The sequence below is a fragment of the Exiguobacterium sp. s21 genome, from assembly GCF_018617975.1.
Lineage (GTDB): Bacteria > Bacillota > Bacilli > Exiguobacteriales > Exiguobacteriaceae > Exiguobacterium > Exiguobacterium mexicanum_A.
This window is the reverse complement of the sequence record NZ_JACSLF010000002.1, coordinates 147,124-174,079: the sequence shown is the minus strand read 5'-3', so window position 1 is coordinate 174,079 and position 26,956 is coordinate 147,124. Positions and strand designations below refer to the sequence as shown.

Below are 26,956 nucleotides of genomic sequence, written 5' to 3'. Positions count from 1 at the left end.
ATTAAATATTTGTTTGTCGAATGATTGTTACTTCGTTCGATTCGAAATTTGTTGCCACACCGTCCCAAGCGCAGTCTCTCCACTCGTGATTCGCTCTTTCGCGAGACGGGCTTGAAGAGAAACCTCGAACTCGCGGTCGTCCTCGGCAATTTTCAATGCCGGCACCGCTTGCTCATCTCCACAATCGAACAAGAACCGGGCGGCCCGCCAACGGACAAGCTTGCTCTTGTCTTTGAGCGCCTCGATCATCGACGGCTGCGACTGCGGCAACGCCCAATCCGATACCGTATCGCCGGCCGTACGACGGACGATCGGTGACGAGTCCACGAGCGCCTGTTCGATATACGTGACGTACTCTTCGCGGTTTTCTTCGAACATGCCGATCATGACGACCGCTTGTCGACGGATCGCCATCACTTTATCCTCGAGCGCACGGCGGAAGTACACCATGTTGTACGGGACAATCTCGAGTTCGTCCAAGAACGCCAATCGCGCTTTCCAATCGTCTGATTGCAACTGGTTCGCATTCGCTTCATAGTCGGCTTCCCGGCCGAACGCACGGGCGACGATGCGTGCGACCCGTTCTTCGGGATAAGCCGCCTCGAGTTCTTCTTGCGCGACGACGCTCACGTCCTCGAGTTCTCCGTAACGCGGAGCTTGCTCGACCCAACGCCGGTCTTGAATGACGTTTTTCACTTGTGCTTGTACGTCGAGCGCCGCGTCGACGAACCGCTTCGACAGACCGACACGTTTTTCGGTATCACCTTTGACGAGTTTCAACTGCATCGGGACGTCGAGTACGAACTGGACCGATACGTGGACCGGTTCATAGTCCGCCGCCATCTGGTTCGCCTCGACTTCCGGGACATCCTCCCCGAACGCGCGACGAATCTCGTTCATAACGTCGTGCCAATCATGTTTTGGATGGCGTTCGACGGCGAGGAAGTCGGAGACGGCATAGACCGACTTGACCCCTCGCAACCCGACGATGTCCTCGATGATCGGAGGCATGTCACGGCTCGCCTTGTCATACGTGACGCCTCGGCCAGTGAAAGCCGGCTCCACGATAATCTTCAAGTTATTTGGACTTGGAGTTGGTTCAATTGCTACTAGTTTCATCCTCATCACCTCACCTTCAATCGTGACGAAAACGACAAAAAAACGCAAGCGAGTCGCTTGCGTCGTGAACATCAAAATAGGGCGATGAACTGTTGGAGCGAATAACGATCTCCTTCGACGATGAACGTATCGTCCCCGGCGACCGGCTCGAGGAAGAAACGTTTCTCTCCATCGGCCTTCACGTATCCGAAAATATGGCCCGTCTGATAGAATAATTCCACAATCGTGACCCGGCCGAACGTCATCCCGTCATTGATGACTGCCCGGTCCTCTAACTCGCCGTCATTGTACAGTTCAATATACGTTTCCATTTTTGCTGTCGCTCCCTTTGTGTTTGTTTTCACAATTCATTTCTATCAAACAATCAGGGCGACTTCAAGTTAATTTTTTGCTTGACGCTTCCAAAATTCAATCCAATTATAATACTCCAATAATACTCGGTCGATTTGTTGCCGCGACTTTTCATCATGCAATCCAGTATCATCAATCTTTTCTTTACAATGCGTGATAAAGATTTCATTTCCTGGTAAAACGTTAGCACGATTTGTGGCAAATACTTGACGGAGATGAATTTGACATCGCGCCGTCCCGAGCATGCCCGGAGACGCCCCGGCAATCATGACCGGTTTCTCACGGAGCGGCGTGCCTGGGTCGAGCGACAGCCAATCGATTGCATTCTTCAACACACCCGGGATGCTGTGGTTATATTCCGGGGTGACGACGAGCAGACCGTCCGCCTCACGCACAGCTCGTTTGAAGTCGCGCACGACTTCGGGTTCATCCGGGTCAATCAAGTCGTCGTTATAGAGCGGCATCTCAATCGAAGCGATTTCGACATCGAAGCGGTCACGGCCGAGCTCGATAATCGAGTGGAGCAACGCCGTATTGAACGACGCTTTCCGAAGACTCCCTGACACGGCGACAAGTTTGAATTTAGACATGTCGCACCTCCTTAAGCCAATTGTTGATGAGTCGCGCTTCTAATTCAGGCTCCTCCATCATCCCCATATGGCTGCTTGGGACGGTTTGTTTCGTGTGATGTTCTGCGCCTAAAAAAGCACGATCCGCGTCCATGTTCGGATCCTTGTCCCCATAGAGGAATAGTCCGGGCAATCTCGTTTCACGCACGGTCTCCGTTTCGTCGGCCCGATCGCGGATCGCGAGCTGGGCAGACATGACCCCTTCCTTCGACATCTCATACCCGATTTGTTTCGCGCGTTCAATCAAGTTAGTGTCGGAATCAGCCGCAAACACGCCGGGAATCATCGTATCGATGAACGGATGGACCCCTTCTTCCATCACTCGTTCGATTGCTTGATTGCGTTTGGCTTTTGCTTCTTCCGGGTCAGCCGCTGCCGTCGAGTGGATCAAACCGAATCCCGACAACTCGGTCGGATAACGGCGGACGAGGTTTGTCGTGATGTAGCCGCCGAATGAATGGCCGAGCACGATCGGCCGGTCGAGTTCTCGGAGCCGCATCTCGGCAACCACCCAATCCGCGAACTGGTCCATCGTCTCAGGTCCTGCTTCGGTTCCAGCATGACCTGGCAGCGTCAGCGCATATACTTCCGCATCAAGCAACGGGATAAGTTCCTTAAAGTAGTCAGGTGACCCACATAAACCGTGTAACAGCACAAGTTGTCTCATCATCTTTCCTCCCTCTCATTCCATTCCTCTTTCAAGAGACGATACATCGTCAAGTCCATGAAACGGCCATGACTATAGGCATAATCATGAAGTAGCCCCTCTTCCGTGAATCCAAGCTTCTGCACCAACCGGTTCGACCCTTCGTTTTCCGGGGCGACGAGCGCCGAGATGCGATGAAACTTGAACTCGTCGAACCCGTGACGGATGACGGCCGATGCCGCCTCATGCGCGACGCCGCGACGCCAGTGGTTCGGCGCAACCTCAAAGCCGATCTCGGCACGAAAGTATTGGGGCGTCCAGTTATGAAAGCCGATGGTCCCGACCAGTTCGTTCGTCTCACGGTCGCAGATCGCCCAGCGGATCGCTTTGCCTTGTTGAAACTGGTCTTTGAAATAAGCGATAACGTTCTTCGCCTCATATACGGCCAATAAAGGGTCAGACCCGTAATAGCGCATCACTTCCCCGGTCGAGAGAATCACATAGAGCGCCCTCGCGTCACGGGGTTCGAGTTCTCTTAAGATGAACCGACTCGTTATGAGTTCAGGAAAACTTTTTTTCAACCCCCACATATGGAATCCGCCTTTCTGCTTCTTTTCCTCAATTATAACCATTTTCACAAAAAAACCATCATCTCAATCCTCCCGAACCGCTCAAACATGGCGCTCTCGATAGGGATTTGCTAAAATCAAACTATAGTGACTTTGAACTGAGGGGATAAACATGTCAAAACAGTTGTTCTATATTAAACAAGACCGAGAACTGCAACGTTTTACACTTCACGGCGTGACGCTGAGCGATGTCACCGAGGCGCTATCACTCGCTCGCCCGATGATAATCTGTCGCACGGACATAAAAGGGATGAGACAGTCGTCCCGGACCCGGTTTCGCTATATCGAGGCGCACGAACTGTCGACGTTCTCGACGAAATACTTAAACAATCAAACAAGCTTCACTGCTATCGACTTTCCCGACTACCACCTGCTCGAATCGTTATCAGACCATGAAATCGCCGAGATTTTGTTCCTCAGCCACATGGAACGAGGTTTGAAGGGGCCGTTCCTCAACTCGATTCAAAACGAGATCGCTTTCTTCAACGAGTCGAACGATCGTCACAGCAGCCTCTACATCAGAGACTGGTCGACGATTAGCCAGTTTCTCCAAAGCGTCTTGCAAAGCAAACTCGATCGGGACATCCGTAACATCAGTTTTGTCCCCATCCCCCTCCCGGTGATCGATGAAATTTTGGCGTTGTCACCGCAAGGCCTGATCATCGACTTTGACCATACGAAACGGAGTCTATTCAATCGCCACGTGTCGATCGCCTTCTATGTCGCGGGCCGATACGAGGACATGTCCGTCCTCGAGGAAGACTTTGACGCGAAGAAGGAATCGATTGCGTTGAAGGGACAATTGACGTATCGCCGGCGCACGTGGGAGATCGAACGCTTTTAAGTTCATCCCTGCATGAATCTTTGTCGAACCTGATCTCATCAGGTTCTTTTTTGTTATCCCGCCCATACGGATTACACCTTAAATCCCTTAGCGATGCGCCTGTGACACTATTTTTAAAAACTGATAACAAATTGTCTTAATTTTTCGTTAAATTAACTCTTTTCTTTTATCGTGAGGGCGGTATACTAGGAATAACCTTCTGGAGGAATGGAAGGCAATATAGAGAAAGCGAGGTGAAAATCTATTCATCATGCGGATGGATAGATACACGAGATGGAACAACTGAAAGTACAGGGAATGTCTTCGTTCACCAAGTTTGCGACGAATGGAAAAATGCTGAAACTAAAAGATGCAGTAGCCGGCGAGCAACGGATTTCGCTTCAAGAAGCGACCGATATTCAAGTATCGATGCTCGACGAGGACCATTCGCGCTTCACTATATTCGGTCAGTCACACCCGCTCGTTGAACTGACCCTTCCTCACCATTCTTGTGAAGTGTTACATGCCTGGTTATTACACAAGTTAAAACGACAAAAAATCAAGTTGGCTTCTAACGCCTAAATGCCTAAACAAACAAAGCGCGTTCCTCTTAAGAGGACGCGCTTTGTTTGTTCTTCCGATAAATTGTGACGCCCCCGTGTTTCGCTTCCCCGACGACTTCAAACATCCAGCCCTTGTCAATCAACAGCGAGCGGACCGTCAAAAAATCGTCTTTTGGCACGAGTAACTCTTCGACCGAACCGTCGAGTAGTGCTTGGATCTTTTGTTCCCACTCGTTCATCGTACGTCACCTCTCTCCGCTTGTTGTCGGTTCGCCCAAGCGAACAGCCGTTCACTTGTCTGCGTCACATTTCCCGGTACGCATACGTCATCTGGCACGCGGGGATGCGACGTGATCGCCTCATCGATGGCGAGTATGACCGGTTCACCGAGTTCCCGTTCAAGGTAATCCGCTGCGAACGCGATCCGCTCGCGGTCTGTCGTGACACCTGCGTCGCGCAGGGCGCCTTCATAGGCCTCATCCCGCTCATTGTCCTTCATCAATACATGTCCCGATTCAATGATGGTGAATGGGGGCTTGGCATCGACATGAAACACCTCGTAGGCTCGATAAGCCGCTTCATCACACGACAAGAGCGGCACGAAGCGGTGTTGCCCTGTCCACTTCTTCAGTTGGAACAATGTCCGCATCGCGGTGAACGATTTGGCTCCGGACGCATCCTTTTCGACCAGGATCGTCGGCGCTTCCGCCGCATCAGCCCGGTCGCGGTCCATAAACAACCATGTTTCGACTTGTGTTACAAGAATCAAATTTGTTTCCTCCTTACCATTTCTGACCCCGCCACGATGACAAGGGCGACGAGCCAGCCTCCGATGACGTCACTAAAATAATGGACGTTCAAGATGACCCGGCTGAACGAGACGGCCAACGTCAGTGTGACGAGCAGAATCAAGCCGGCGACGGTCTCATTCCGTCGATACACCAATACGGCGAGCAGTCCATACAACGCGAGTGACCCTGAGGCATGACCGCTTGGGAAACTGTACGTCGTCGCGTCGAGCGCCGCATCGATCGACGGCCGGTCGACACCATAGATGAGTTTCAGCCCTTGCGTCACAAGTAGCGTCGTAATGACGACAATCGGTAAACGAAACGCCTCGAACCGGTCGCCCCGCCACAAAAAATAAAGCATGCCGATAAACGACAGGCCGATCAATACCTTCACGCTGCCGAGCTCGGTCACATAGACGAACAGCGGACCGGCGAGCGGGTCAAGCGTAGACGTGATGAACCGATCAACCGGCACCACCCAACCTAAAACAACGACCACCGAGAAGAGCACGAAACTGATCGCCCCGGTGATCGCCAACATGTTTGAGCGCGGTGTCATTAATACAAGCCTTTCCGTTCCCGCATCTCGTCTTCGCCAAAGTCGGTCATATCGCGCAAGCGGTGCGCCAAGCGTCCCGATGCGTTCGCCGCGATCGCGCCGACGAGGTCGTCCATGAACGTATGGACTTGACCATCTTCCATTTTCGTGTCGAGCTGTTTGATGATGCCGATTTTCGCTTTGTCTAAGTATCCGAACGTCGTGACGGCGATTGAACCATACGTGTTGACGGCCCCGATGGCAATCGTCTCATCGACACCGAACAAGCCCTCGTCCGATGCCACGATTGACAACAGTGGCTCGGACAACTGTCCGCGTTCGGCGAGAATATCAAGTTCTGATCCGACGAGAATCGCATGTTGGAGCTCTCGTTTATCTAACACGGCCTCGACCGATTCCGTGCAGTCTTTCAATGACAAGTGTGGCGAATACGGCGCCTGCATTTGATAGACGATCTCGGCGATCGATTCAATCGATACGCCCCGTTCAATCAAGCGAGCCCGTGCGGCCTCGCGTACGTCTCGTGAGTGTGGTACATGTTTCATCATCTAGGCGGGAACACTCCCGCTACACATCCTTTCATCTCGAGAAGGTTTCTCCCGAAGTACTCAACCTCTATTATACTGAAAACTCGAAAAAAAGACTAAGCCCGCTTTGACTTCATTCAATAAATCGGTCATCATAAAAAAGTAGACCACTTTATAAAGGGGGAACTGGAATGAAGATTGGGGTAGTCTTATTTCCATCAAAACAAGTTCAAGATTTCGCCAACTCGTATCGGAAGCGGTACGATACGAAGTACGCCTTGATTTCACCACACGTGACAATCAAGGAACGCACGGAGATTGACGAAGCCGATTTACCGAAAGTGCTCGAGTATTTGCAACAAGTCGCGGACTCGACCAAACCGATCCAATTAAAAATCGATGGGGTCCGCTCGTTCGCACCGACGAACAACGTCCTCTACTTAAAAGTGTTGCCGACGCGCGAACTGTCAGCGCTCCAAGACAAGCTCCACGAGGGGCTTCTCAACCAGCCTCCCAAATACGAGTTTCTCCCGCACATCACCATCGGGCAAGATTTGACCGATGCCGAACTGTTCGACGTGCTCGAACGGATGCGCATGGAGCAAGTTCATTTCGAGGAAACGGTCAACCGTATGGCCGTCATGTATGAGCTCGAAAACGAAACATGGAACGTCTATGAGACGTTCCGGTTCCGCGGATAAGATTACACGCTCCGGTCGACAAATCGACCGGGGCTGTTTTGTTGTTCGGCTTCTAGCCATTCTTCTTGGCGCGGCCGGATTCGTTGGACACGCTGAATCCGCGTGACCGGCTCGATATTCGCCCGTTCTGTCGGTTGAACTTGGCGATTTCCATATTGGACGACCGTGAAATCAATCTGATAAGGACCCATGATCCAACCTCCTTCACAGGTCCTTACCCGAAATCAGGTCGGAATAATACAAAAAAGAGCGCATCGCTGCGCCCTTCCCCTATATTTACAAAATATGATAACCGCTGTCGACGTGGATGACTTCTCCTGTCACACCGCTGCCCATGCTCGATAACAAGAACAAGCCCGTCGAGGCCACTTCTTCTGCCGAGACGTTGCGACGAAGTGGCGCCTTCTGTTCAAGCTCAGACAAAATGCTGTTAAAGTCGCCGACACCTTTGGCCGATAACGTGCGAATCGGTCCTGCCGAGATCGCGTTAACGCGGACGCCGTGAGGTCCGTACTCGTTCGCCAAGTATTTGACGCTCGAGTCGAGGGCTGCTTTTGCGACACCCATCAAGTTGTAGTTCGGGACGACGCGCTCACCGCCGAGGTACGTGAGTGTGATGACCGAAGCGTCTTCTGCGAAATACGGCTTGGCCGCTTTGACGACTGCCGTCAAACTGTACGCCGAAATGTCGAGCGCTTGCGCGAACTGCCCGCGCGTCATTTCCGAGAATTCGCCGCGTAGTGCTTCTTTGTCAGCGAATGCGATTGAATGGGCGATTCCTTGAATCGGCCCTGCTTGTTCATGGATCGTTTTGAACGTCGTGTCAATCGCTTCGTCATTCGTCACATCACACTCGAGCAGGAGCGCGTCTCCTTTAAGTTCAGCTGCGAGTGACTCGAGTCCCGACTTGAACCGTTCCGCGGCATACGTGAGCACGAGCTTCGCTCCGGCTTCGTCTAGCGTTTTGGCAATCGCCCAGGCGATTGAACGTTTATTGGCGATCCCCATGACGACGTATGTCTTGTTCGTTAACGTTGGATAGATTGACATTGTAAACTCCCCTTTTTTAGTACCTGGTGATAATATCTGTTATAAGATTACAGAACGGTGTCTGTTTTGTCAACCGACTCAGAACGTATTGCGATTTTTTTTAGTTAATGTAAGATAAATACGTATAGAAAGGGTGACACGACTCCACATGAACCGCATTCAATCTTATTTTAAAAGTTTGGACACGACGCTGTTGACCATCGTCTTCTTTTTGATGGTGATTAGCCTCGGAGCCATCTACACGGCCCAGCCGATGCTCCCTGTCCGCCTGCAAGGCATCAACTTTGCCGTCCAACAAGCCACTTGGTATGTCATCGGGTTCGTGGCGATGCTTGTCGTCATGACGATCGAATATGAACAGCTTCGAAAGATTCATTGGTTTTTATATGCGTTCGGTCTGATTTTACTCGGTGGGCTCATCCCGCTCCGCGACACGACGCTCGTCCCGAACATCAACGGGGCGTATGGCTGGTATAACTTGCCGGGATTCAGCTTCCAACCGGCAGAGTTCATGAAGTTGTTCTTGTTGATCACGATGTCGACCATCATCTATGACCATAACAAACGATTCGGCACATCGCAGCTCGACACGTGGCTGTTGACGAAACTCGTGCTCGTGACATTGCCGCCGCTCGGGCTCATCGTTACACAGCCTGACCTCGGGATTGGACTCGTCTTGATCACGATGCTCGGTGCGGTCATCATCGTCTCCGGGATCGGTTGGAAGTGGCTCCTCGGCCTGTTCACAGCGGCCGGAATCGCCATCGGCGGATTCATGTATCTGTTCTTCTTCCAGTTCGAGACGCTCTCGAAGATTTTCCCTGGTCACGCGCTCAACCGTTTTCAGGCCTGGATTTATCCGTACGAGTATTCGGACGATTTGGCGTTCCAGCTCATCAAATCGCTCCAAGCGATTGGCTCGGGACAAATGTTTGGGGCCGGTTACGGCCAAGGGCTCGTCTATTTGCCCGAATCCCAAACCGATTTTATCTTTGCCGTCATCGCCGAGCACTACGGCTTTATCGGTGCCGCGATCGTCATCATCGTCTTCTTCTTGTTCTTGTATCGCATGATCCATATCGCCCTCGAGTCGAGCAGCCCGTTCGGCAGCTATATCGTTACCGGCATCGTCGCCATGTTCACGTTCCAAGTGTTCCAAAACATCGGCATGACGATTGGGGTACTTCCAATCACCGGTTTGCCACTCCCGTTCATCAGTTACGGCGGGACGTCGTTACTCATGAACATGATTGCCGTCGGCCTCGTCATGAACGTTGCCTCTAAATCAAAAACGTATATGTTCGACGACGACTAAACAATAGTCCCGCACTCATCCGAGTGCGGGACTGTTTGTATTATGCTTCAAGTCGAAAATCATGCGGGTATGTCGCCTCAATGACGAGTCTCTCGCCCGTCATCGGGTGGCAAAACGTCGCCGAGGCGCTGTGGAGCGCGTGACGGTCGAGTACGGTCTTACCACCGTACATCGTATCCCCGAGGAGCGGATGCCCGATATGGCGCAGATGGACGCGGATTTGATGCGTCCGTCCGGTCTCGAGGGCGATCGTCAGCGCTGTATATGCCTCGTGTGGCTCTACTTCGAGAATATGGGTCACGGCGTGCTGTCCGTCTGCCGTCACGATTCGTTCCATGATTGAATCCGGGGCACGGCCGATGGGAGCGTCGATCGTCTGTGGCGAAACCTCACCTTCGACGAGAGCGAGATACGTCCGTGACAATCCGCCGGTCTGTTGCAATTCACTGAACCGATGGTGCACGTATGCGTATTTCGCGAATATGACGACGCCGCTCGTGTCACGATCGAGTCGATTGATGACGTGAATCGCCGACTGCAATCCGATTCGCTCGTAATATCCGAGCACCGCATTGGCAAGCGTGTCGTCGGGATGAAGCCGCGACGGGATCGTCGCGATCCCAGCCGGTTTATCGACGGCAAGTAAATAGTCGTCCTCAAACAGGATCGTGAGCGGGCGTGACGAGCGGACCATCGTCTCCGCCGGCTGTTCGACCGGGAAATGGACCGTCACATCATCTCCTTCGCTGATGTCATAACGTACCGTCCGCGGCTCTCCGTTGACGAGGATGAGCCCCCCTTGTTTGATTTGGGTCAACATCTTGCGCGAGATGCCGCAGTCTGTCATTAAAAAATCGCGCAGCGGGACGTTCGTCCCCGCGACGCGATGCAATGTGAATCCGTACATCGGTTACTTCCCTTCCTCAATGAACGATTCCCGGACCCGTCGCCAAAATGGGAACGGGCGGAACCGGGCAAATGTCACTTTTTCTTTCGCGACCGCACAGCGAATCGAGCGCACGTTCGACCAAGACAATGCTTCTTGGTGATCGAACGCGAGTTCGAATTCTGTTTTCGTGTGCGGCTCGATCTTCACTTGATGATGCTTCGGCAACAAGAGCGGTGAACCGATCGTCCGGTACACCAAGTTATTGATTGACGCCATCTCCGTCACTTGGATTGCTTCAATCGACGGATGGACGATGGCACCCCCGAGTGCTTTGTTATAGGCTGTCGACCCGGATGGTGTCGAAATACATAACCCGTCACCGCGGAACGTCTCGAAATAATCGTCGCGAATCGACAAGTCACAGACGAGCGTACGTTTATAGTTTTTAATCGTACACTCGTTCATGGCGAGTTGTCGTTCGGTCGTCCCGTCCTCGTAATCGATGAGCACCTCGACGAGCGGATAAGACACCGGTTCGAACGATTCGCTCGTGATCATTTCCGTCAACTCGTCGAGCTCGTCTGGTTGCCAGTCGGCGTAAAAACCGAGATGGCCCGTATGGATCCCGACGAGCAGCGTATCATCGAGCCGGTCGATATATTCGTGGAACGCTTGGAGCATCGTTCCATCCCCACCGACCGAGACGACGATCCGCGGCTCTTTCGAGACCGAATGCCCCGCTTCGGTCAATTTATTCGTCAACTCGCGCGCAATATCGGCCGAACGCGCGTCTCCCCGTGCTACAATCGCAAACTGCATGCCTTGGCCCCCTAGTCTTGGTCCGTTTGGACGTTCATTTCTTTATCCCGGAACACTTGCTGTGCATCTTGAATCTCGACGCGGAGCTGACTCATCTCGGCATCGAGCAAAAATGCCGCTTCAGCCGCCCGGCGCAGGCGCTCCTGCACCTCGACCGGCATATCCCCGTCGTATTTATAGTTGAGCGAGTGCTCGATCGTTGCCCAAAAGTTCATCGCAAGCGTCCGCACTTGGACTTCGACAAGCGTCGGGAACTCGCCATGAATCGTTTGAACCGGGTATTCGAGAATCAAATGGTATGAGCGGTAGCCCGATTCCTTTTGGTTCGTGATATAGTTACGTTCCTCGACGATTTTAAAGTCGGTCCGGTGATGGAGCAGTTCAAGGACGTGGACGATATCGTCCACGAATTGGCACATGATGCGGAGTCCGGCGATGTCTTGCATCTCCGTCGACAACTTGTCGTAAGGGATTTGCTTTCGCTTCGCCTTCTCGAGAATGCTACCGACCGGTTTGACCCGTCCCGTGACAAACTCGATCGGTGAGTGGTCGTTTTGAGATTTATATTGTTTCCGAATCGCCTTGAATTTAACTTTCAGTTCATCGACCGCGATTTGATACGGCACTAAAAATTGATCCCAATCCATTGATTGCATATGCTGTCACCACTTTCGTTCATTTCGGAAAACCCTGCTTTTTCCGTATGTATCCGATTGTATGGTATCATAAACGAACAATTGTTCATAGAATGGAGCGATGATTTATGACCCAAGAAGTGGAAATTGAATTCAAATCGATGTTGACGAAAGACGAGTATGAGACCTTGCTCACCGCCTACGATTTAACGGACAAAGTGAAATGGCAGGCGAATGACTATTTCGATACACCGACGTTCGAACTGAAGAAGCACGGCGCCGCCCTACGGATTCGCGAGAAAAAACATGGCCAAGTGTTGACACTCAAACAACCGCATGACGTGGGACTGCTCGAGACACATGCCCCAATCAATGAGGCAGAGGCCGAGAACCTGTTCAAATACGGCATCATCCATGATGACCAAATGAAAGAGGCGCTCGCCGCGTTCGAGTTGTCCGGCCCGCTCGAACATCTCGGTCGCCTTGAGACGAAACGTGCGGAAATCGAGACGCCAGACGGTCTGCTCGTCCTTGACGAAAGTCATTATTTGGAGATTCACGACTATGAAATAGAATTTGAAGTGACCGATGAAGCGAAGGGCAAACTCGCGTTCGAACAGCTTCTTCATCGCCATGGCATTCCCCTCCGGCCCGCCAAAAATAAAATCGTTCGATTCACGGAAGAAAAGATGCGTCGAAATCAAGGTTGAGCAGATACGTTGCCAACCTTTTTTTTTCGTTGCTACAATGAGCATACGATATATTTGATTTTTGTTTACGAGAGGAGGCGACACAATGGAACTTGAACAATGTAATGAGTCATCCTGTTCATTGGAAGAATCTTCTATCCAAGTAACATATAAGCCATTAGAGTTATTCTATTTCATGGACATCTCAGATCCAGACGGGCTTCACGTGATGACACTCATTAAAAAACTCGAACTTGAATACGGGCACTTGATTCGTTTCCGTATGGTTTCGACGGTTCCTAGTTGTGTTGGCGGATGTCAAGAAGAGGTTCGCCTTCTCACGATGATCAAGGCTATGGAGTTACAAGGGAAACGTCATGCGATGCGCTTCATGCGCCATCTGCATATTAACGATATCTTTTTGAAGGATGGCTCTAGCGACAACGACTTATGGGAAATTGCCCGCTCGTTCGTCAGTTATGGACTCGACATCGATGAGTTGGCTGCCGATATCCAATCCAATCAACTGCTAAGCGCACTGGCGGTCGATCATGAGATCTTGAAAGACTGGGAAATCGAATCGCTTCCCGCCTTGACGTTCGTCACGCGTGACGAGGCGCTCAAAATCGAAGGACTCTATCCGTATGACGTCTATCAGGCTGTCATGGTCGAACTGCTCGGCTATGTACCGACCCGTGAGACCGATTGGAACGTCGAGAAAGTGTTAGGACACTATGACGCCTCGACGATTACCGAGCTCGCTTTCATTTTAGAGCTCGACAAGCCTGTCATCGAAAGAGAATTAAAAAAACTGTCGCTCCAACAACGTTGCCGGCCTGTCCCGGGCTGCAGCGGCGAAGCTTGGGCGACGAATAAATGACACAACAAAACCCACGGCCGGGGAGCCGTGGGTTTTTTCGATGTTTCCCGCGGGGACGGAAAACATCGTACCCGAGTATCTATACAGATCACAGGTTGGGAGAAAGTTTACGGTCAATAAAGGGGTTTGTGATTGATTTCACACTTATAATATACCGAGACGAGCGCACCGTGACAAGCACTTTGTTCATATTGTCACATAATGTTCACTCCCCGCTCCTTTTATTGGAAAAGTAACGCTTCCATCTCGTCTAGCACGGCCTCGAACTGATCGAGCGCTGCGAGCACCGGTGCTTTCGTCGTCATATCGACTCCAGCCGCCTTCAATACTTCAATTGGATAATCGCTCGACCCGGCCTTCAAGAACTTGTCGATGTAACGACGGACGGCCGGTTCCCCTTCGTCCATGATCTGATGCGACAATGCGGCTGACGCCGAGATGCCCGTCGCATACTGATAAACGTAGTAGTTGTAATAGAAGTGCGGGATCCGTGCCCATTCGAAGGCGATCTCCCCATCGATGACGAGCTCGTCTCCGAAGTATCGCTTGTTGAGCTCGAGGTACGTCTCATTCAAGTACTCAGGTGTGAGCGAGACGCCATCTTGGGCCGCTTTATGAATCATATGCTCGAACTCGGCGAACATCGTCTGACGGAACAACGTGCCACGGAACGTCTCGAGCTGATTGTTCAAGAGATAGAGCCGCTCTTGGCGGTCTGTACGCGTCTTCAGTAAATAGTCGTTCAAGAGCGCCTCGTTCGTCGTCGATGCCACTTCGGCCACGAAGATCGAGTAGTCCCCGTATGGATACGGCTGCGACGCCCGCGTGTAATGGCTATGGACCGAATGACCGAACTCATGGGCGAGCGTGAACAAGTTGTTGACGTTGTCTTGCCAGTTCATCAAGATGAACGGCTGCGTGTCGTACGCGCCTGAAGAGTAAGCACCGCTCCGTTTGCCACGCGTCTCACGGACGTCGACCCAGCGTGAATCGAGACCGTCCTTGACGATTTGGACGTACTCGTCACCGAGTGGTGCGAGTCCCTCGACCATCAAGTCTTTCGCTTCGTCATATGGGATTTTCATGTCCACGTCTTTCACGAGCGGTGTATACAAGTCATACATATGCAGCTCGTCCACACCGAGTGCCCGTTTCCGGAGCGCGACGTAACGATGCAACAAGTCGAGGCGCTCGTTCACCGCTTCGACGAGACCGTCGTATACCGCTTCCGGGATGGCGTTATGATGGAGCGCCGCTTGACGGGCACTCTCGAACTTACGGACCGTCGCATAGAAGTTATCCTTCTTCACGCTGCCTGACAACGTCGAGGCGAACGTGTTCAAATATTGCTCGTACGTGCCGTACATCGCCTTGAACGCCCCTTCGCGGACGCTACGGTCGCTCGACTCGAGGAATGTGATGTAACGGCCATGCGTCAATTCGACGTCTTCACCTTTCTCGTTCTTCACTTTCGGGAATTTCAAATCGGCGTTGTTGAGCATGCCGAACGTCGAACTCGACTGGCCGAGCACGTCACCAGCTTGAGCGAGAATCGCCTCTTCGGCTTCCGTCAACACGTGCGGACGCTCTTGCGCCAACTCGTCGAACGCATGGCGATAGACGTTGAGCGATTCGTGTTCCGCCATGAACGCCTCGATTTGACTCTCATCGATGGCGAGCAGTTCCGGCGTCATGAATGCGAGCTGAGCCGAGATTTGGGCCGCGAGCGAGCCCGCCCGGTCGTTCAACGCTTGGTAATGACTGTTCGACGTATCTTCGTCATAACGCATATGGGCGTATGTATACAGTTTATGCAATTGACGTGAGATGTCGTCGCGAAGTTGCAGGCCTTCAAACAAAGTAGAGGCTGATTCCCCGAGTTTACCTTTAAACTCGACCAAGGCCGGCACGTTTACTTTCAATGCTTCAAAATCGTGTTCCCACGCCTGATCGTCCGCATAAATCGTCTCCAAGTTCCACGTCTCCTCGACGGGTACTTGTTTTCGTGTGAGTACTTCTGACATATGTCCACTTCCTTTTCCTAGTTTGTATACGATTTCGCCATGAATCGCTGAAACCCTTGAAATAATCGAAGATCGTGGAGAAGGGCCGTCTCTAGCGTCTTTGGGACGTGCCAATCCCGCACCGACTCCGTCATATCAAACACGTTCAAGAGTTGTCTCCATTGTACTTCAAACGCTTGGAGAAAGTCGCTTGTCGGGGTCACGTCAAACTGGCGGCACGTCTTTTCGATACTCCATGCGACGGAGTCGTCGGGACGCTCACGCCGATTCAAATAAAGCACCTTCTGAAACGTGAACGGATGGACGTGGATGCCCCAAAGCGAGGATAACGGCAAGTAACAGCAACTCGGCATAAGAGACGGTAGCATTCCGATCGGATACAACCGGTTCAAGACGAGCCGCCGGTACTGCGGCGTCGGATAGGGCGGGGTCATGCGGCGCCGCCGGACGAGTTGAACCCATTGCTGGGCGTCGAAACGATAATAACATTCGAACGGCGAACTCGAGAATGACGATACGGTCTGCCAATGACCAACGCCACGTCGAACCGATATCGGGAAGCCAATGAAACGATAAAGTGATTGCTTGTAAGGGACATGGAGGCCATGCCGTCTAAACAGTTCGTGACGCATCCACGGCTGCAATGAAGGCCAAGCACTAGGTTCTAATCCGCTCGCCAGCCAGACGACATCGAGTCCGTTGTCGCGATAATGTCTCGTCCGCTCGACGTAAGACTCGATTGTGAGCGTCGACGCTTGAATTTCGATGACGAGACTTGTATCGTCGCGTCGGGCCAGCAAATCGGCACGCCGTGCGCCGATGATGACTTCTTGTTCGACGGCGTAACCTTGTGTCTGAAGCCACTGCCGAACACCCCATTTGTCTTCGTGGTGCCCCGTCGACTCGCCTCGTCCACACGGATGGACATGTGCGAAATGAAGCCGTCGCCTCACACCTTGCTTGACGATGACCCGTTCCCCGCATTCTGGACACACAAAAGGGGCAAACGGTTCGATCCGCCCCCGACTTAACGTAAGGGCATCGACATACCCCCCTGTCCGATCGATGGCAAACCGCATGCCGCTTCCCCCTCATAGTAGTGGTGAAAACATTCGGGCCAATGACTCGACGAGTTTGATGAAGTATGACCGTTCCGAGAACGCCTGCAACTCCAACTCGTGTGACCCTTCAAAGTCTTTATAGAGATCTTGCTTGAGCTGATGGACGGAATTCGTGTTGTATAAGAGCGCATTCACCTCGAAATTGAGGTGGAAGCTCCTGAAGTCCATGTTCGCCGTCCCGATCGTCGCCAGCCCATCGTCGACGACGATGACTTTCGAGTGCATGAACCCTTCTTCATACAGATAAATCTTCACACCGGCGCTGAGCAGCTCCTCGAAGTACGACCGGCTCGCATAAAACACGATCTTATGGTCCGGATAGCTCGGGAGCACGATCCGGACATCGATTCCTGATAGCGAGGCGGTCTTGAGCGCGCTCATGATGTCCTCATCGGGAATCAAATACGGCGAAGAGATATAGACCGATTTTTTCGCGGCGTTGATCAGCGCAAAATAGATCGACTTCATCGTCTCATACGGTTCATCCGGTCCGCTCGCCACGATCTGCACACCCCCGCTCGCGCTGCGTACCGTCTCGAGCGGTTCGAGATAAAACGGAGTGAACAGGCGCTCGCCCGTCATATAGTACCAGTCCTGCAAAAAGATCAGTTGCAGTTCCGACACCCCTTCCCCTCTGACGTACAGATGCGTGTCACGCCAGAACCCGAACTTCGAATGTTCGCCCAAATACTCGTCACCGACGTTCAACCCGCCGGTGAACGCCTCCGTCCCGTCGATGACGACGATCTTCCTGTGGTTGCGGTAGTTCGTCTTGCTCGACACGAGCGGTAAGACGACGGGGAAGAAGGCTTGGACGTGGACGCCTGCTTGCCGCATCTCGTCGAAGAACGTCCCGCTCGTATGGATCGAACCGACAGCATCGTACAAGAAGCGGACCTCGACCCCCGCCCTCGCCTTGTCGATCAAAATGCGTTGAATTTCCCGAGAAATACGATCTTCCCGGAAAATATAATATTCAAGATGGATGTGGCGGGTCGCCCCTTTCAAGGCGGGCAACAGTTTCGAAAACTTTTCTTGCCCGTTCGTCAGCACTTGCGTATACGTGTTCGATGAGACGGGTAATTGATTGAGTGACGACGTCAAATGGAGCAATTTCTCATAATCGTCGTGGGAGAACATGAGTGACGGCGACAACGTCATCGCCTTCTGCCGATAGGCGAGGTATGTCTCTTCATCGAGCATCGCTTTCTCTTTGAACATCCGCTTCCGGCGATAGTTCTGTCCGAACACGAAATAAGCGAACAGACCGACGACCGGGAAGCCGAGCATGACGATCGCCCAAATGAGCGTCCGTTGCGGATTGCGGTTCTCGAGCAAGATGACGAGCAAAATGCTGAACGTCGTCAAAAAGACGAGCACCGAGAACAAGCCAATCACTTGGGAGCTCCAGTAATATGATAATACGGCAATGAGACCTGCGAGCAAAATCAGGGATAAAAGGACTTGTATGCGTCGCAACATATTATAAACTGACCCCGTTTCTATCTTGTATTATCATAATTATACAACTTAACGCCATCTTTTGAGGGGAGCGAACGAAATATGGGCACATTTTTGATTACGGGAGCGACGAGCGGGATTGGACGGGCCGTCGCCCCCCGGTTAGCAGAGGAAGGACATGACGTCATCGGCATCGGCCGAGATGAGGCACGAGGCGAAGAAATCGAGGCGGCATCCGCTCGCGTCACGTTTATGGCATGCGATTTGTCCCAACCCGACGACATCGAGGCGATGATGGACGAACTCAAAGACCGGGCCATCACGTTAGACGGACTATTCAATAACGCGGCGACGTTCGGGCGCCCCGGGACACCAGAACGGTTGCCTGCGTCCGCGTTCGATGACGTCTTTGAACTGAACGTGCTCGCGACAAACCGACTTATCCAACGCGCTATCCCGCTCCTCGCGAATGGAGCGAGCGTCGTCAACAACGCTGCCATCGTCGGCCACGTCAAATTCCCACCGATGCTCGGTCCATACGCCACCTCCAAAGCGGCCGTCATCGCCTTGACGAAGACGTTCGCCCATCGAATGAAAGGCAAAATCCGCTTCAATGCGGTCTGTTTCGGTCCGGTCGACACCCCGCTCAGTCACAAGTTGTACGGCGGGGAAGCCAAGTTCCAAGAGGCGATGACCCATCATTTCCGGGGACATGCCGCTAAACCGGATGAAGTGGCGCCGGTCGTGACCTTCTTGTTGAGTGAGGCGTCGAGCTATATCAACGGCCAAGCCATTACGGTCGATGGGGGCTATACCCTCTCATGATGCACAGAAAGGAAGGGGTCTTCTCGGACCCCTTCCTTTCTCGTTAATCACGTATTTTCCGTGCTTTCGTCATCTGATTCGTCAAGAACGCTTTCTCTCGTGGATGCAACTCATCCAAGTCGAGCGCTTCCTCAAAGTAGTCGATGAAGTCCTCGAACGTTTCATCATGCGAGGCGTGTGCCTGAATCCGCGCGATTCGGATCGCCTCGAAGACGGATGCCATCACGAAAATGTCGTGACTCGCATACGTCTTCACAGGAGCGAACGCCTCGAACAATGTCGCTTCCATCGTTTTACGTTTGGCATGCCAGTTGCTCTTGTCGTTGGAGAATAAAAAGTCGCCTGCCGGCAATCGGCTCAGTTCGCGTAAAATATCGCCGATGTAGTGAATCGCGTGAATCGCCGTATTCGGATCATTGATGCCCGGTGAGACGCCTTTCAGCGCGATCTCACTCAACTTCTCGATGACGAACGCCGGGTCTTGAATCGATGAACGGATTTCACCGATTTGGAACACGTCGATATCGGGCGCTTCTTCTGCGAGCCAATAGCCGAGAATATCTCCTTCCGCTACAAAGTCCCCGACGGCCACGACCGATTCGAAGTCGACGTCACGGCTCTCCTGCTTCTCGCTCGAGAACAGTTGGACGTAGCCCGTTCGAGAGGCATAGACCGCCTGTCCTTCGAACGTGTGCACCGTTCGTTTCGGGACGATATACATGTCTTCCTCTTCGACCGCCCGTCTCTGGTTTTCAATGACGGATAGCGCTTCGCGGTGCAATGCCGATAAGAGGCGCTCCGCTTGAATCGAGACGCTGATCGTTTGAATGAATTTAACGAACGCCCAAATCGAGCTGACGACGAGCAGGACACTGATGCCTGAAGCGAGTACGACGTCTTCATCCGATGTCCGGATAAGGAACAAGTTCGTAATGCCGTACACCGTCGTCATGATGAACAGGCCGAGTGTATGCTTCGACGCCGAGTTCGTCAAAAAGTTATTGATCGTCCGAGGCGAGAACTGCGACGAATACGTCGTCAAGACGACGAGGATCGTCGAAAAGCTGAACGTCATCATCGTCATGAGGCTCGTGAACGACGAAGACAGGACAGAAGCTGCTGAATCCTTGTCTAAATAAATGATTTCCGGTAACAGCTCCCGAAAGAAGCTTCCAAAATATTGAGTCAGGAACGTTAATGTGATCCCTCCCACTCCGTATAAAAACGGGACGAACCAGGTGCTATCTTCCAACTTTAATTGAATCCGCTTGAGCATCACGACACCTCTTCATATGTATAAATTGGTAAAAAAATCGCCTGTCCACATGAACAGGCGATTAGGGTTTAGAAATAGTGACGGACTTTTGAGAAGACATCCCCGTCGAGAATGAGCTTGCCGTATTCTTCAAGCATCGCTAACGTCTGCGTGCTGAACGTCAAATACTCGGCTAAGAGACTTAATACGTTCTCTTCTTCTTCCGGTTCCATCTCGTCTGGGAAGTCAATCCACAAGTAATACCGATTGTCGTAATGGAATAACTTAAGGTTGACGTTGTTCAACGCCTCTCCTGCTCGTTTACTGAGCGAGATGATCGCCTCAAAGTCATCCGTTTCCATGGCGAGCGGAGCCCACGCCTCCGGCTCAGCTTCGATTTCATCAAGTTCACTCAATTGATCAAGCACCGATTGCTGATCGCGCGCCTCATCGATTGCCGAGCGCAGCAGTGACCCAAGCTCAGAATCGTCTTCAGAGTCAATCACATTTTTCGCGATCGTCACGGTCACTTCAAGTCCTTTTTCAAACGCTTGTACTTGTATCCATAGTGGACCATCAAACGAGATATCTTCTCGTTCGTGCGCTTCGTCCATCATCTGCCAGAACAGCTGCTCACCACGTTCTCGGTTATACCAGATTTCATCACGAGCGAAACCGCGTTTCTCGATATCGACATACGTAATGAAAAATTTGACGGTGTTGTCGTTGATGCGCTCAATTTTCACGATTGTCCACTCCCTTCTCACCTCACTCCTACTTCAACAATTAAGGAGGAGAGGGGAAATTGTCTTGTTATCATAGTACCCTTTTTTTAACGTGTCAATCTATTGATGATGGGGTTGTTACTATTATTTTATCGGAAAAACGGAATAATAAAAAGCACACTGCTTAGACAGTATGCTTCCTCACTCGTTGACGAGTCGTTGCGCTTCTTGAAGTTGGAACGTCCGGACCTTGCGCGGCAAGAATCGACGAATCTCATCTTCGTTGTACCCGACTTGAAGACGTTTTTCATCAATCAGAATCGGACGGCGGAGCAATCCTGGATATTCTTGAATCAAATCATATAGTTGTTGGAGTGAAAGCGCATCGACCGATACGTCGATTTTCGAGAAAACTTTAGACCGGGTCGAGATGATTTCATCTGTCCCATCTTCTGTCATACGTAGGATTTGTTTGATCTCATTGAGTGAGAGTGGTTCTGAAAATATGTTCCGTTCCGTGAATGGAATATCATGCTCCTCGAGCCATGCTCGTGCTTTTCGGCACGATGTGCAACTCGGAGACGTGTACAATGTGACCATTTTCGTTCCTCCCTGATCAAGTGTTCGTTCATCATTTTCAAGTGACTCTATTTGTATACCCAAAAATTCGTCCACTTAATTATAATAATTCTTATTTATTGAAACTTCAATGATAACTTTTCTCACTCGGGTAAGAAAAGAGGACGCATTCAGGAGAATGCGACCCTTGATCGACCGTTCTAGGACGCCGGCATTCGAGAAACCGGTTGTGATACCGTCTCTTTGCCAGGCTTCACTTGTAAGTCTTTCAATTTCTTCTTGAGGACTTCCTTCAGAAGTTTCTTTTTCTGTTGCAATACTTTGTCACGCTCTTTCATGGTCTCTCACCCCCAACGCCATAAGGACTCGACCCACCGACCGTTACTGAATCTGAAAATCTTGAACTTGCACTAATCTACAATTAAATTATAGCACATTCTTATGAAAATGGTTGAACAATCTCGAAGATTTTCATCATTTCACACGTTCCAAATTTGCTTTTCTTTTTCAATTCCCGTATAGTTAATAGAAATAACCTTTGAAATCACCAAGGAGGAGAGCGAATATGAGAATTACGCTAGAGACGATTATGCGACATCCGGTCACCCAAAAATATTTGACCCGTTCCGGTCTGAAACACGCCGTCGACGTGTGTGAACGCGCTCTCGAATTGGCGACGCGACGAGGACTCGATACGGATTTAGCGACGAAAGCTGCTCTGCTCCATGACATCGGTCACTACGAATGGTACACCGAAGGCAAATGGAACTACGATTTATACCGTCAAAACGACATTCATGCCATTAAAGGGGCCGAACGCGCCCATAAGCTATTGATTCGTCTCGGGGAAGACCCAGCGCGCGCGAAAGAGATCTCGGTCATGATTTTGCTTCATACCGATTCCTATCTCCCGCCTAACCGGATTCAACGTACCCCACTCCAACAGCTCGTCCATGATGCGGATACGTACGTGGAACAACCTGGCGGACTGCATCACTATGAGACGATGGAAATCGAAGATGCCCTTGCCCGTGTCCGCCTGATTGACGCGGTCGTCGAACGGCTCTCGAACTTGCCACGCATCTCAAACGCCTGACACCGTCCTTGGATGGTGTTTTTCTTTGCGTTCAAAAAAGTCCCGAATCCGGTTGGATTCGGGACTTTCTAATTATACGAGTTGCGCTTTATACGCTTCGTATTCTTCGTCTGTCAATGAGACGTAATGGCCTGGCTCGACTTCACGGAGCGGTGGGATGCTTGAATCCTCATCCGAACGTCCGACGGCACCGAGTGACTTCGACTCATACACGATCCGCTTACGTGTGCGCTCATGCTCTGGATCCGGAAGCGGGATCGCCGAGAGAAGTGACTTCGTATAGGCGTGAATCGGGTTCTCATACAAACGCGCTGCTGGAGCGAGTTCGACGAGGTGACCTTGATACATGACACCGATCCGGTCTGAGATATACTTGACCATCGACAAATCGTGGGCGATGAACAAGTACGTCAAGTCACGGTCGCGTTGCAATTCTTTCATCAAGTTGACGACCTGGGCTTGGATCGATACGTCGAGAGCCGAGATTGGCTCATCGGCGATGATGAAGTCTGGTTCAACCGCGAGAGCGCGGGCAATCCCGATCCGCTGACGTTGACCGCCCGAGAATTCGTGCGGGTAACGGCTCGCGTGCTCTTTCGTAAGACCGACCGTTTCGAGAAGGTCATAGACACGGTTCATCCGGTCTTCCTTCGTCTTGGCAAGGCCGTGGATATCAATGCCTTCAGCGATGATATCAGCGACCGTCATCCGCGGGTTGAGCGATGCGTAAGGATCTTGGAAGATCATTTGCATGGCCCGGTTGAATTTCAACTTCTCCGCTTTCGACTTCTTGCCATGAACGTTTTCGCCTTTGAAGACGACATCACCGTCCGTCGCGTCATAAAGACCGATGATGGTACGACCTGTCGTCGATTTCCCACAACCTGACTCCCCTACGAGACCGAGTACTTCACCTTTGTAGATATCAAACGAGATGCCATCGACCGCTTTAACGACGCGGCCTCGGCCAATTTTAAAGTGCTGCTTCAGGTCTTTTACTTCGAGTAATTTCTCGCGTTCCATTATTCAGCACCACCTTTCAAAATCGATTTGGCGAACGCGCTGTCCGGACGATACTTGAGTGCAAGGTCACGGATTGCTTTCGGCGGGCTCACTTGCGGTGCTTGCGGGTGCAATAACCAACTTGCCGCATAGTGCGTGTCGCTAATTTGGAACATCGGTGGTTCTTTTTCAAAGTCGATCTTCATCGCATACGGGTTACGTGGTGCGAACGCATCGCCTTTTGGCGGGTCGAGCAAGTTCGGCGGCGTACCTGGGATGGCAGGAAGCGCCTCGTTCGGGTCATCAGATGGGCGCGGCATCGATCCGAGCAGTCCCCATGCGTATGGGTGACGCGGCTCGTAGAAGATCTCATCGACCGTTCCCTTCTCGACGATTTTACCAGCGTACATGACGGCAACACGGTCAGCCATGTTCGCGACGACACCGAGGTCGTGCGTGATGAAGATAATCGCTGTGCCGGTCTTTTGTTGGATGTCTTTCAAGAGCTCCAAAATCTGAGCTTGAATCGTTACATCGAGAGCCGTCGTCGGCTCATCGGCGATCAATACTTTAGGGTTACATGCGAGCGCGATCGCGATAACGATCCGTTGACGCATACCACCTGAGAGTTGGTGCGGATATTGCTTAAGACGTGCTTCTGGGTTTGGAATCCCGACGAGTGTGAGCAATTCCAGCGTACGCTTCTTCGCATCTTCACCCGTAAGACCTTGGTGCTGCTTCAATCCTTCAGCAATCTGTTTGAAGATCGTCATCGTCGGGTTAAGTGATGTCATTGGATCTTGGAAGATCATGGCAATATCACGGCCACGGATCTTCAACATTTCTTTTTCCGACAACTTCGCCAAGTCTTTGCCTTCGAACAAGATTTCCCCGTTCGTGATTTCACCTGGCGGGTTCGGAATCAAACGCATAATCGCTTTCGAAGTGACGGATTTACCAGAACCCGATTCACCAACGATGGCGAGCGTCTCGCCTTTTTTCAAATCAAACGATACGTTGCGAACGGCTTGTACCGTTCCAGCATACGTATGGAACGAGACCGCTAAGTCTCGGACAGATAAAATCGTTTCCATTCACGAGTCCCCCTGTTTCTATAATTATTTACGCATTTTCGGGTCGAACGCATCACGCAAGCCATCGGCGAGCAAGTTGAAGCTGACCATGAGCAAGACGATGATGACTGACGGGATGACGAGCAAGTACGGGAACGTCCGTAGCTCTTTGTATCCGTCGTTGATCAACGTACCAAGTGAAGCTTGCGGCGGTTGAAGTCCGATTCCGATGAAACTGAGGAATGCCTCGAAGAAGATGGCAGATGGAATCGTGAACATGAGTGTGATGATGATGGCACCGAGCGTGTTCGGGATCAAGTGTTTGAAAATCAAACGGTTACTTGAAGCACCGAGTGTACGGGCTGCCAAGACGAACTCTTGGTTTTTGAGTTTCAAGATTTGACCGCGGACGAGTCGACTCATCCCGATCCAACCGGTGATCGTCATCGCGAGGATGATGGTGAACACCCCTGGGTCAAAAATCAAGATGAACAAGATGATCAAAATTAAGTTCGGCACACCTGTCAAAATTTCAACGATCCGCTGCATGATGTTATCCGTGCGGCCACCGAAGTAAGCCGAGATTCCACCGTAAGCGACACCGATGACCGTATCGATGATGGCGGCCATCAAACCGATGAAGAGCGAGATGCGTGTCCCTTCCCAAACACGTGACCAAAGATCACGGCCGAGATAGTCTGTACCGAACCAGAAGTTCTCTTCAACATTTTTCTGTTCATAAAAATTAATGTCGCGCCCACCGAGGTTGGCCATCCCATCAAATCCAGCCCATTCAAGTCCAGTGACTTTAGGTGGGAGTTTGGCTTGTGAGATGTTTTGTTCATATGCGTCACGGCCTGAAAGCATCGGACCGAATAGCGCAAGTAAGACAAGAATGACAATGACTGACAACGAGAGGATGGCGGCCTTGTTTTTCTTTAAGCGCATCCAAGCGTCTTGCCAGAAGTTTAAACTTTTACCGGCGATCCGTTCACCGAGCTGTTCATTCATTTCGACACGTTGGAACATGTCTTGGTCGAACTGCTCGAAATTCTTTTTATTTTCAATCATCAGTTATCCCCCCCAAGACGAATACGTGGGTCAACGACTCCGTAGAGCAAGTCGACAAGCAAAATGATAATAATGAACAAAGCTGAGAAGAACAGTGTCGTGCCCATGATGACCGAATAGTCATTCAACGTGATGGACGTAACGAACAATTCACCAAGCCCAGGTACCGCAAAGATTTTTTCGATAACGAACGTACCTGTCAACAGGCCAGCCGTCATCGGTCCGAGAATGGTGATGGCAGGAATCATCGCATTACGCACCATATGTTTCCAAACGATGGCATTCCCGGTCAACCCTTTCGCCTTGGCGAGCGTGACATAGTCTTGTCCGGTTACTTCTAGCATCTCAGTCCGGACGAAACGGGCGATGGACGCCGTTACACCGAGGGAGAGCGAGATGGTCGGCAAGATGGTATGGGCCGGTGAATCCCAGAACGCGACAGGCAACCACTGCAACTTAACCCCTACATAGTACTGAAGGAGGGCTGCAAAGACGAACGACGGGACAGAAATCCCGATTACCGATACGAACATTGAACCATAGTCGATGTACGTGTTGTGACGGATGGCCGCTACGATTCCGAGCAACAACCCAACGAAAGTACCAAGGACTAATGCCTGAATACCCAATTGTGCCGAAGGACCGATCCGCTCCATGATCAACTCCGTCACTGGCCGGTTGGCCGTACGGAACGACACACCAAGGTCACCTTGCACAAGGTTCCCTAAATAAGTCGCGTAACGAACCGGCAGTGGATCATTGAGTCCGTAACGATCGTTCAAGAGTTGAATTTGCGTGTCCGTCAATTTCTCCTGGTTCTGATACGGCGAACCTGGAAGCAGGTCCATCAAGAAGAATGTGAACGTCGCAATCAAGAAGAACGTGATGAGGCCGTAAGTCAGCCGTTGCAGAATATAACGTCCCATAAATAAATACCCCCTGTTTTTCTAATGTCTATGCTTGCACCAACAGCATCACTATGACATATGTCTCTATTCTATAATTCACGAAATGAAAGGAATTTTCTGAAAGAATAGATGAAACGTCATCTCAAGGCTCTTAGCACAGCACTTGAAAATTAAAGAATCCTTAGTTTGTAAAGTATTCTG

At 51.4% G+C, this 26,956-nt stretch carries 33 protein-coding genes; 8 read left to right on the top strand and 25 right to left on the bottom strand.

Features of this window, described 5'->3' with window-relative positions:
* Window positions 1-27: 27 nt before the first annotated feature.
* From KNP06_RS03385 to KNP06_RS03365, 5 genes are all read right to left on the bottom strand, one after another.
* Complete coding sequence (locus KNP06_RS03385; protein WP_214709546.1) at window positions 28-1,119, bottom strand: virulence factor; 1,092 nt, start codon at window positions 1,117-1,119, stop codon at window positions 28-30.
* 71 nt (window positions 1,120-1,190) lie between these two features.
* Window positions 1,191-1,430 carry a hypothetical protein gene (locus tag KNP06_RS03380; protein WP_214710644.1) on the bottom strand — a complete coding sequence of 80 codons (240 nt, stop codon included), beginning with the start codon at window positions 1,428-1,430 and terminating at the stop codon, window positions 1,191-1,193.
* A 69-nt stretch (window positions 1,431-1,499) separates the two neighbouring features.
* Complete coding sequence (locus KNP06_RS03375) at window positions 1,500-2,060, bottom strand: NADPH-dependent FMN reductase (protein ID WP_214710536.1); 561 nt, start codon at window positions 2,058-2,060, stop codon at window positions 1,500-1,502.
* Complete coding sequence (locus KNP06_RS03370) at window positions 2,053-2,766, bottom strand: alpha/beta fold hydrolase (protein ID WP_214710535.1); 714 nt, start codon at window positions 2,764-2,766, stop codon at window positions 2,053-2,055. The genes KNP06_RS03375 and KNP06_RS03370 overlap by 8 nt, the downstream gene beginning before the upstream one ends.
* Window positions 2,766-3,335 (bottom strand): GNAT family N-acetyltransferase, encoded by a 570-nt coding sequence (locus tag KNP06_RS03365; protein WP_214710534.1) that lies wholly within the window; start codon window positions 3,333-3,335, stop codon window positions 2,766-2,768. Before KNP06_RS03365 ends, KNP06_RS03370 begins: the two co-directional genes overlap by 1 nt.
* Window positions 3,336-3,486: 151 nt before the next feature.
* On the opposite strand from KNP06_RS03365, the gene KNP06_RS03360 reads away from it, so the two are divergent.
* Together KNP06_RS03360 and KNP06_RS03355 are read left to right on the top strand one after the other, a co-directional pair.
* Window positions 3,487-4,218, top strand: a complete 732-nt coding sequence (locus KNP06_RS03360) for a hypothetical protein (RefSeq protein WP_138859683.1) — start codon at window positions 3,487-3,489, stop codon at window positions 4,216-4,218.
* Window positions 4,219-4,491: 273 nt separating this feature from the next.
* Complete coding sequence (locus KNP06_RS03355; RefSeq protein WP_029595769.1) at window positions 4,492-4,779, top strand: FHA domain-containing protein; 288 nt, start codon at window positions 4,492-4,494, stop codon at window positions 4,777-4,779.
* Between the two features lie 28 nt (window positions 4,780-4,807).
* Here KNP06_RS03355 and KNP06_RS03350 read toward each other — a convergent pair whose 3' ends face one another.
* Genes KNP06_RS03350 through KNP06_RS03335 form a run of 4 tightly spaced genes read right to left on the bottom strand, consistent with a single transcriptional unit; the run spans window position 4,808 to window position 6,655 of the window.
* Window positions 4,808-4,999 (bottom strand): nucleotidyltransferase family protein, encoded by a 192-nt coding sequence (locus KNP06_RS03350; protein WP_138859685.1) that lies wholly within the window; start codon window positions 4,997-4,999, stop codon window positions 4,808-4,810.
* A complete protein-coding gene (locus KNP06_RS03345) occupies window positions 4,996-5,529 on the bottom strand; it encodes a hypothetical protein (protein WP_214710533.1) in 534 nt (177 codons plus the stop codon). Before KNP06_RS03345 ends, KNP06_RS03350 begins: the two co-directional genes overlap by 4 nt.
* Complete coding sequence (locus KNP06_RS03340) at window positions 5,526-6,110, bottom strand: phosphatase PAP2 family protein (protein ID WP_214710532.1); 585 nt, start codon at window positions 6,108-6,110, stop codon at window positions 5,526-5,528. Before KNP06_RS03340 ends, KNP06_RS03345 begins: the two co-directional genes overlap by 4 nt.
* On the bottom strand, window positions 6,110-6,655 hold the full coding sequence (locus KNP06_RS03335; RefSeq protein ID WP_034779805.1) for a phosphatidylglycerophosphatase A family protein: 546 nt from the start codon (window positions 6,653-6,655) through the stop codon (window positions 6,110-6,112). Before KNP06_RS03335 ends, KNP06_RS03340 begins: the two co-directional genes overlap by 1 nt.
* Before the next feature lie 173 nt (window positions 6,656-6,828).
* On the opposite strand from KNP06_RS03335, the gene KNP06_RS03330 reads away from it, so the two are divergent.
* Window positions 6,829-7,338, top strand: a complete 510-nt coding sequence (locus KNP06_RS03330; protein ID WP_034776969.1) for a YjcG family protein — start codon at window positions 6,829-6,831, stop codon at window positions 7,336-7,338.
* 2 nt (window positions 7,339-7,340) lie between these two features.
* Here the strand turns inward: KNP06_RS03330 and KNP06_RS03325 are convergent, their stop codons facing one another.
* The gene (locus tag KNP06_RS03325) at window positions 7,341-7,529 is read right to left on the bottom strand and encodes a hypothetical protein (RefSeq protein ID WP_021066964.1); all 189 of its coding nucleotides are present in this window, start codon (window positions 7,527-7,529) and stop codon (window positions 7,341-7,343) included.
* Window positions 7,530-7,614: 85 nt separating this feature from the next.
* A complete protein-coding gene (gene fabI, locus KNP06_RS03320; protein ID WP_214710531.1) occupies window positions 7,615-8,388 on the bottom strand; it encodes an enoyl-ACP reductase FabI in 774 nt (257 codons plus the stop codon).
* 148 nt (window positions 8,389-8,536) lie between these two features.
* Between fabI and KNP06_RS03315 the strand changes: the two genes are divergently transcribed.
* Window positions 8,537-9,703, top strand: a complete 1,167-nt coding sequence (locus tag KNP06_RS03315) for an FtsW/RodA/SpoVE family cell cycle protein (RefSeq protein ID WP_214709564.1) — start codon at window positions 8,537-8,539, stop codon at window positions 9,701-9,703.
* Between the two features lie 40 nt (window positions 9,704-9,743).
* Here the strand turns inward: KNP06_RS03315 and KNP06_RS03310 are convergent, their stop codons facing one another.
* From KNP06_RS03310 to yjbM, 3 genes are read right to left on the bottom strand one after another with little or no spacing between them, the layout of a single operon-like run.
* Complete coding sequence (locus KNP06_RS03310) at window positions 9,744-10,610, bottom strand: RluA family pseudouridine synthase (RefSeq protein WP_214709567.1); 867 nt, start codon at window positions 10,608-10,610, stop codon at window positions 9,744-9,746.
* Between the two features lie 3 nt (window positions 10,611-10,613).
* Window positions 10,614-11,411 carry an NAD kinase gene (locus KNP06_RS03305; protein WP_034776962.1) on the bottom strand — a complete coding sequence of 266 codons (798 nt, stop codon included), beginning with the start codon at window positions 11,409-11,411 and terminating at the stop codon, window positions 10,614-10,616.
* Between the two features lie 11 nt (window positions 11,412-11,422).
* A complete protein-coding gene (gene yjbM / locus KNP06_RS03300) occupies window positions 11,423-12,067 on the bottom strand; it encodes a GTP diphosphokinase (RefSeq protein WP_034776960.1) in 645 nt (214 codons plus the stop codon).
* Between the two features lie 107 nt (window positions 12,068-12,174).
* On the opposite strand from yjbM, the gene KNP06_RS03295 reads away from it, so the two are divergent.
* Both KNP06_RS03295 and KNP06_RS03290 read left to right on the top strand, forming a co-directional pair.
* The gene (locus KNP06_RS03295) at window positions 12,175-12,756 is read left to right on the top strand and encodes a CYTH domain-containing protein (protein WP_214709569.1); all 582 of its coding nucleotides are present in this window, start codon (window positions 12,175-12,177) and stop codon (window positions 12,754-12,756) included.
* An 85-nt stretch (window positions 12,757-12,841) separates the two neighbouring features.
* On the top strand, window positions 12,842-13,615 hold the full coding sequence (locus KNP06_RS03290; RefSeq protein WP_214709570.1) for a DsbA family protein: 774 nt from the start codon (window positions 12,842-12,844) through the stop codon (window positions 13,613-13,615).
* A 221-nt stretch (window positions 13,616-13,836) separates the two neighbouring features.
* Here the strand turns inward: KNP06_RS03290 and pepF are convergent, their stop codons facing one another.
* From pepF to cls, 3 genes are read right to left on the bottom strand one after another with little or no spacing between them, the layout of a single operon-like run.
* A complete protein-coding gene (gene pepF, locus KNP06_RS03285) occupies window positions 13,837-15,639 on the bottom strand; it encodes an oligoendopeptidase F (protein WP_214710530.1) in 1,803 nt (600 codons plus the stop codon).
* Between the two features lie 17 nt (window positions 15,640-15,656).
* The gene (locus KNP06_RS03280; RefSeq protein ID WP_214710529.1) at window positions 15,657-16,718 is read right to left on the bottom strand and encodes a competence protein CoiA; all 1,062 of its coding nucleotides are present in this window, start codon (window positions 16,716-16,718) and stop codon (window positions 15,657-15,659) included.
* Window positions 16,719-16,730: 12 nt separating this feature from the next.
* Window positions 16,731-18,242, bottom strand: coding sequence for a cardiolipin synthase (cls, locus tag KNP06_RS03275; RefSeq protein ID WP_034776952.1), 1,512 nt, complete (start codon window positions 18,240-18,242; stop codon window positions 16,731-16,733).
* 81 nt (window positions 18,243-18,323) lie between these two features.
* On the opposite strand from cls, the gene KNP06_RS03270 reads away from it, so the two are divergent.
* Complete coding sequence (locus KNP06_RS03270; RefSeq protein ID WP_214710528.1) at window positions 18,324-19,046, top strand: SDR family NAD(P)-dependent oxidoreductase; 723 nt, start codon at window positions 18,324-18,326, stop codon at window positions 19,044-19,046.
* Window positions 19,047-19,089: 43 nt separating this feature from the next.
* Here the strand turns inward: KNP06_RS03270 and KNP06_RS03265 are convergent, their stop codons facing one another.
* The 4 genes from KNP06_RS03265 to KNP06_RS03250 all read right to left on the bottom strand — a co-directional run bounded on the left by KNP06_RS03265 (window position 19,090) and on the right by KNP06_RS03250 (window position 21,943).
* The gene (locus tag KNP06_RS03265) at window positions 19,090-20,322 is read right to left on the bottom strand and encodes a DUF2254 domain-containing protein (protein ID WP_034776948.1); all 1,233 of its coding nucleotides are present in this window, start codon (window positions 20,320-20,322) and stop codon (window positions 19,090-19,092) included.
* A gap of 68 nt (window positions 20,323-20,390) precedes the next feature.
* Window positions 20,391-21,047, bottom strand: coding sequence for an adaptor protein MecA (mecA, locus tag KNP06_RS03260; protein ID WP_034776946.1), 657 nt, complete (start codon window positions 21,045-21,047; stop codon window positions 20,391-20,393).
* A gap of 180 nt (window positions 21,048-21,227) precedes the next feature.
* The gene (gene spxA, locus KNP06_RS03255) at window positions 21,228-21,626 is read right to left on the bottom strand and encodes a transcriptional regulator SpxA (RefSeq protein WP_015881217.1); all 399 of its coding nucleotides are present in this window, start codon (window positions 21,624-21,626) and stop codon (window positions 21,228-21,230) included.
* 179 nt (window positions 21,627-21,805) lie between these two features.
* A complete protein-coding gene (locus KNP06_RS03250; protein ID WP_016510424.1) occupies window positions 21,806-21,943 on the bottom strand; it encodes a hypothetical protein in 138 nt (45 codons plus the stop codon).
* 227 nt (window positions 21,944-22,170) lie between these two features.
* Between KNP06_RS03250 and KNP06_RS03245 the strand changes: the two genes are divergently transcribed.
* Window positions 22,171-22,701, top strand: coding sequence for an HD domain-containing protein (locus tag KNP06_RS03245; protein WP_214709578.1), 531 nt, complete (start codon window positions 22,171-22,173; stop codon window positions 22,699-22,701).
* A gap of 72 nt (window positions 22,702-22,773) precedes the next feature.
* On the opposite strand, the gene KNP06_RS03240 is transcribed toward KNP06_RS03245, so the two are convergent.
* The 4 genes from KNP06_RS03240 to opp3b are packed head-to-tail and all read right to left on the bottom strand — an operon-like array spanning window position 22,774 to window position 26,773.
* Entirely contained in the window at window positions 22,774-23,724 is a 951-nt protein-coding gene (locus KNP06_RS03240; protein ID WP_034776942.1) for an ABC transporter ATP-binding protein, read from the bottom strand.
* Window positions 23,724-24,797: an ABC transporter ATP-binding protein gene (locus KNP06_RS03235; protein WP_034776940.1), complete on the bottom strand. Its 1,074-nt coding sequence runs from the start codon at window positions 24,795-24,797 to the stop codon at window positions 23,724-23,726. The genes KNP06_RS03240 and KNP06_RS03235 overlap by 1 nt, the downstream gene beginning before the upstream one ends.
* Before the next feature lie 24 nt (window positions 24,798-24,821).
* Window positions 24,822-25,847, bottom strand: coding sequence for an oligopeptide ABC transporter permease (gene opp3C / locus KNP06_RS03230; protein ID WP_371819500.1), 1,026 nt, complete (start codon window positions 25,845-25,847; stop codon window positions 24,822-24,824).
* Window positions 25,847-26,773, bottom strand: a complete 927-nt coding sequence (opp3b, locus tag KNP06_RS03225) for an oligopeptide ABC transporter permease (protein ID WP_214709580.1) — start codon at window positions 26,771-26,773, stop codon at window positions 25,847-25,849. Before opp3b ends, opp3C begins: the two co-directional genes overlap by 1 nt.
* Window positions 26,774-26,956: the final 183 nt, after the last annotated feature.

Bases quoted from the DNA above. Each gene is read 5' to 3' on its own strand.
- KNP06_RS03250 (WP_016510424.1), bottom strand. From the start codon at position 21,943: ATGAAAGAGCGTGACAAAGTATTGCAACAGAAAAAGAAACTTCTGAAG.
- KNP06_RS03305 (WP_034776962.1), bottom strand. From the start codon at position 11,411: ATGCAGTTTGCGATTGTAGCACGGGGAGACGCGCGTTCGGCCGATATT.
- KNP06_RS03335 (WP_034779805.1), bottom strand. From the start codon at position 6,655: ATGAAACATGTACCACACTCACGAGACGTACGCGAGGCCGCACGGGCT.
- KNP06_RS03340 (WP_214710532.1), bottom strand. From the start codon at position 6,110: ATGACACCGCGCTCAAACATGTTGGCGATCACCGGGGCGATCAGTTTC.
- KNP06_RS03270 (WP_214710528.1), top strand. From the start codon at position 18,324: ATGGGCACATTTTTGATTACGGGAGCGACGAGCGGGATTGGACGGGCC.
- KNP06_RS03360 (WP_138859683.1), top strand. From the start codon at position 3,487: ATGTCAAAACAGTTGTTCTATATTAAACAAGACCGAGAACTGCAACGT.
- opp3C (WP_371819500.1), bottom strand. From the start codon at position 25,847: ATGATTGAAAATAAAAAGAATTTCGAGCAGTTCGACCAAGACATGTTC.
- spxA (WP_015881217.1), bottom strand. From the start codon at position 21,626: ATGGTCACATTGTACACGTCTCCGAGTTGCACATCGTGCCGAAAAGCA.
- KNP06_RS03315 (WP_214709564.1), top strand. From the start codon at position 8,537: ATGAACCGCATTCAATCTTATTTTAAAAGTTTGGACACGACGCTGTTG.
- KNP06_RS03350 (WP_138859685.1), bottom strand. From the start codon at position 4,999: ATGAACGAGTGGGAACAAAAGATCCAAGCACTACTCGACGGTTCGGTC.
- pepF (WP_214710530.1), bottom strand. From the start codon at position 15,639: ATGTCAGAAGTACTCACACGAAAACAAGTACCCGTCGAGGAGACGTGG.
- fabI (WP_214710531.1), bottom strand. From the start codon at position 8,388: ATGTCAATCTATCCAACGTTAACGAACAAGACATACGTCGTCATGGGG.
- KNP06_RS03265 (WP_034776948.1), bottom strand. From the start codon at position 20,322: ATGCTCAAGCGGATTCAATTAAAGTTGGAAGATAGCACCTGGTTCGTC.
- KNP06_RS03235 (WP_034776940.1), bottom strand. From the start codon at position 24,797: ATGGAAACGATTTTATCTGTCCGAGACTTAGCGGTCTCGTTCCATACG.
- KNP06_RS03290 (WP_214709570.1), top strand. From the start codon at position 12,842: ATGGAACTTGAACAATGTAATGAGTCATCCTGTTCATTGGAAGAATCT.
- KNP06_RS03310 (WP_214709567.1), bottom strand. From the start codon at position 10,610: ATGTACGGATTCACATTGCATCGCGTCGCGGGGACGAACGTCCCGCTG.
- KNP06_RS03365 (WP_214710534.1), bottom strand. From the start codon at position 3,335: ATGTGGGGGTTGAAAAAAAGTTTTCCTGAACTCATAACGAGTCGGTTC.
- KNP06_RS03240 (WP_034776942.1), bottom strand. From the start codon at position 23,724: ATGGAACGCGAGAAATTACTCGAAGTAAAAGACCTGAAGCAGCACTTT.
- yjbM (WP_034776960.1), bottom strand. From the start codon at position 12,067: ATGCAATCAATGGATTGGGATCAATTTTTAGTGCCGTATCAAATCGCG.
- KNP06_RS03375 (WP_214710536.1), bottom strand. From the start codon at position 2,060: ATGTCTAAATTCAAACTTGTCGCCGTGTCAGGGAGTCTTCGGAAAGCG.
- KNP06_RS03380 (WP_214710644.1), bottom strand. From the start codon at position 1,430: ATGGAAACGTATATTGAACTGTACAATGACGGCGAGTTAGAGGACCGG.
- KNP06_RS03385 (WP_214709546.1), bottom strand. From the start codon at position 1,119: ATGAAACTAGTAGCAATTGAACCAACTCCAAGTCCAAATAACTTGAAG.
- KNP06_RS03295 (WP_214709569.1), top strand. From the start codon at position 12,175: ATGACCCAAGAAGTGGAAATTGAATTCAAATCGATGTTGACGAAAGAC.
- KNP06_RS03355 (WP_029595769.1), top strand. From the start codon at position 4,492: ATGGAACAACTGAAAGTACAGGGAATGTCTTCGTTCACCAAGTTTGCG.
- KNP06_RS03245 (WP_214709578.1), top strand. From the start codon at position 22,171: ATGAGAATTACGCTAGAGACGATTATGCGACATCCGGTCACCCAAAAA.
- KNP06_RS03280 (WP_214710529.1), bottom strand. From the start codon at position 16,718: ATGCGGTTTGCCATCGATCGGACAGGGGGGTATGTCGATGCCCTTACG.
- KNP06_RS03370 (WP_214710535.1), bottom strand. From the start codon at position 2,766: ATGAGACAACTTGTGCTGTTACACGGTTTATGTGGGTCACCTGACTAC.
- opp3b (WP_214709580.1), bottom strand. From the start codon at position 26,773: ATGGGACGTTATATTCTGCAACGGCTGACTTACGGCCTCATCACGTTC.
- cls (WP_034776952.1), bottom strand. From the start codon at position 18,242: ATGTTGCGACGCATACAAGTCCTTTTATCCCTGATTTTGCTCGCAGGT.
- KNP06_RS03325 (WP_021066964.1), bottom strand. From the start codon at position 7,529: ATGGGTCCTTATCAGATTGATTTCACGGTCGTCCAATATGGAAATCGC.
- KNP06_RS03330 (WP_034776969.1), top strand. From the start codon at position 6,829: ATGAAGATTGGGGTAGTCTTATTTCCATCAAAACAAGTTCAAGATTTC.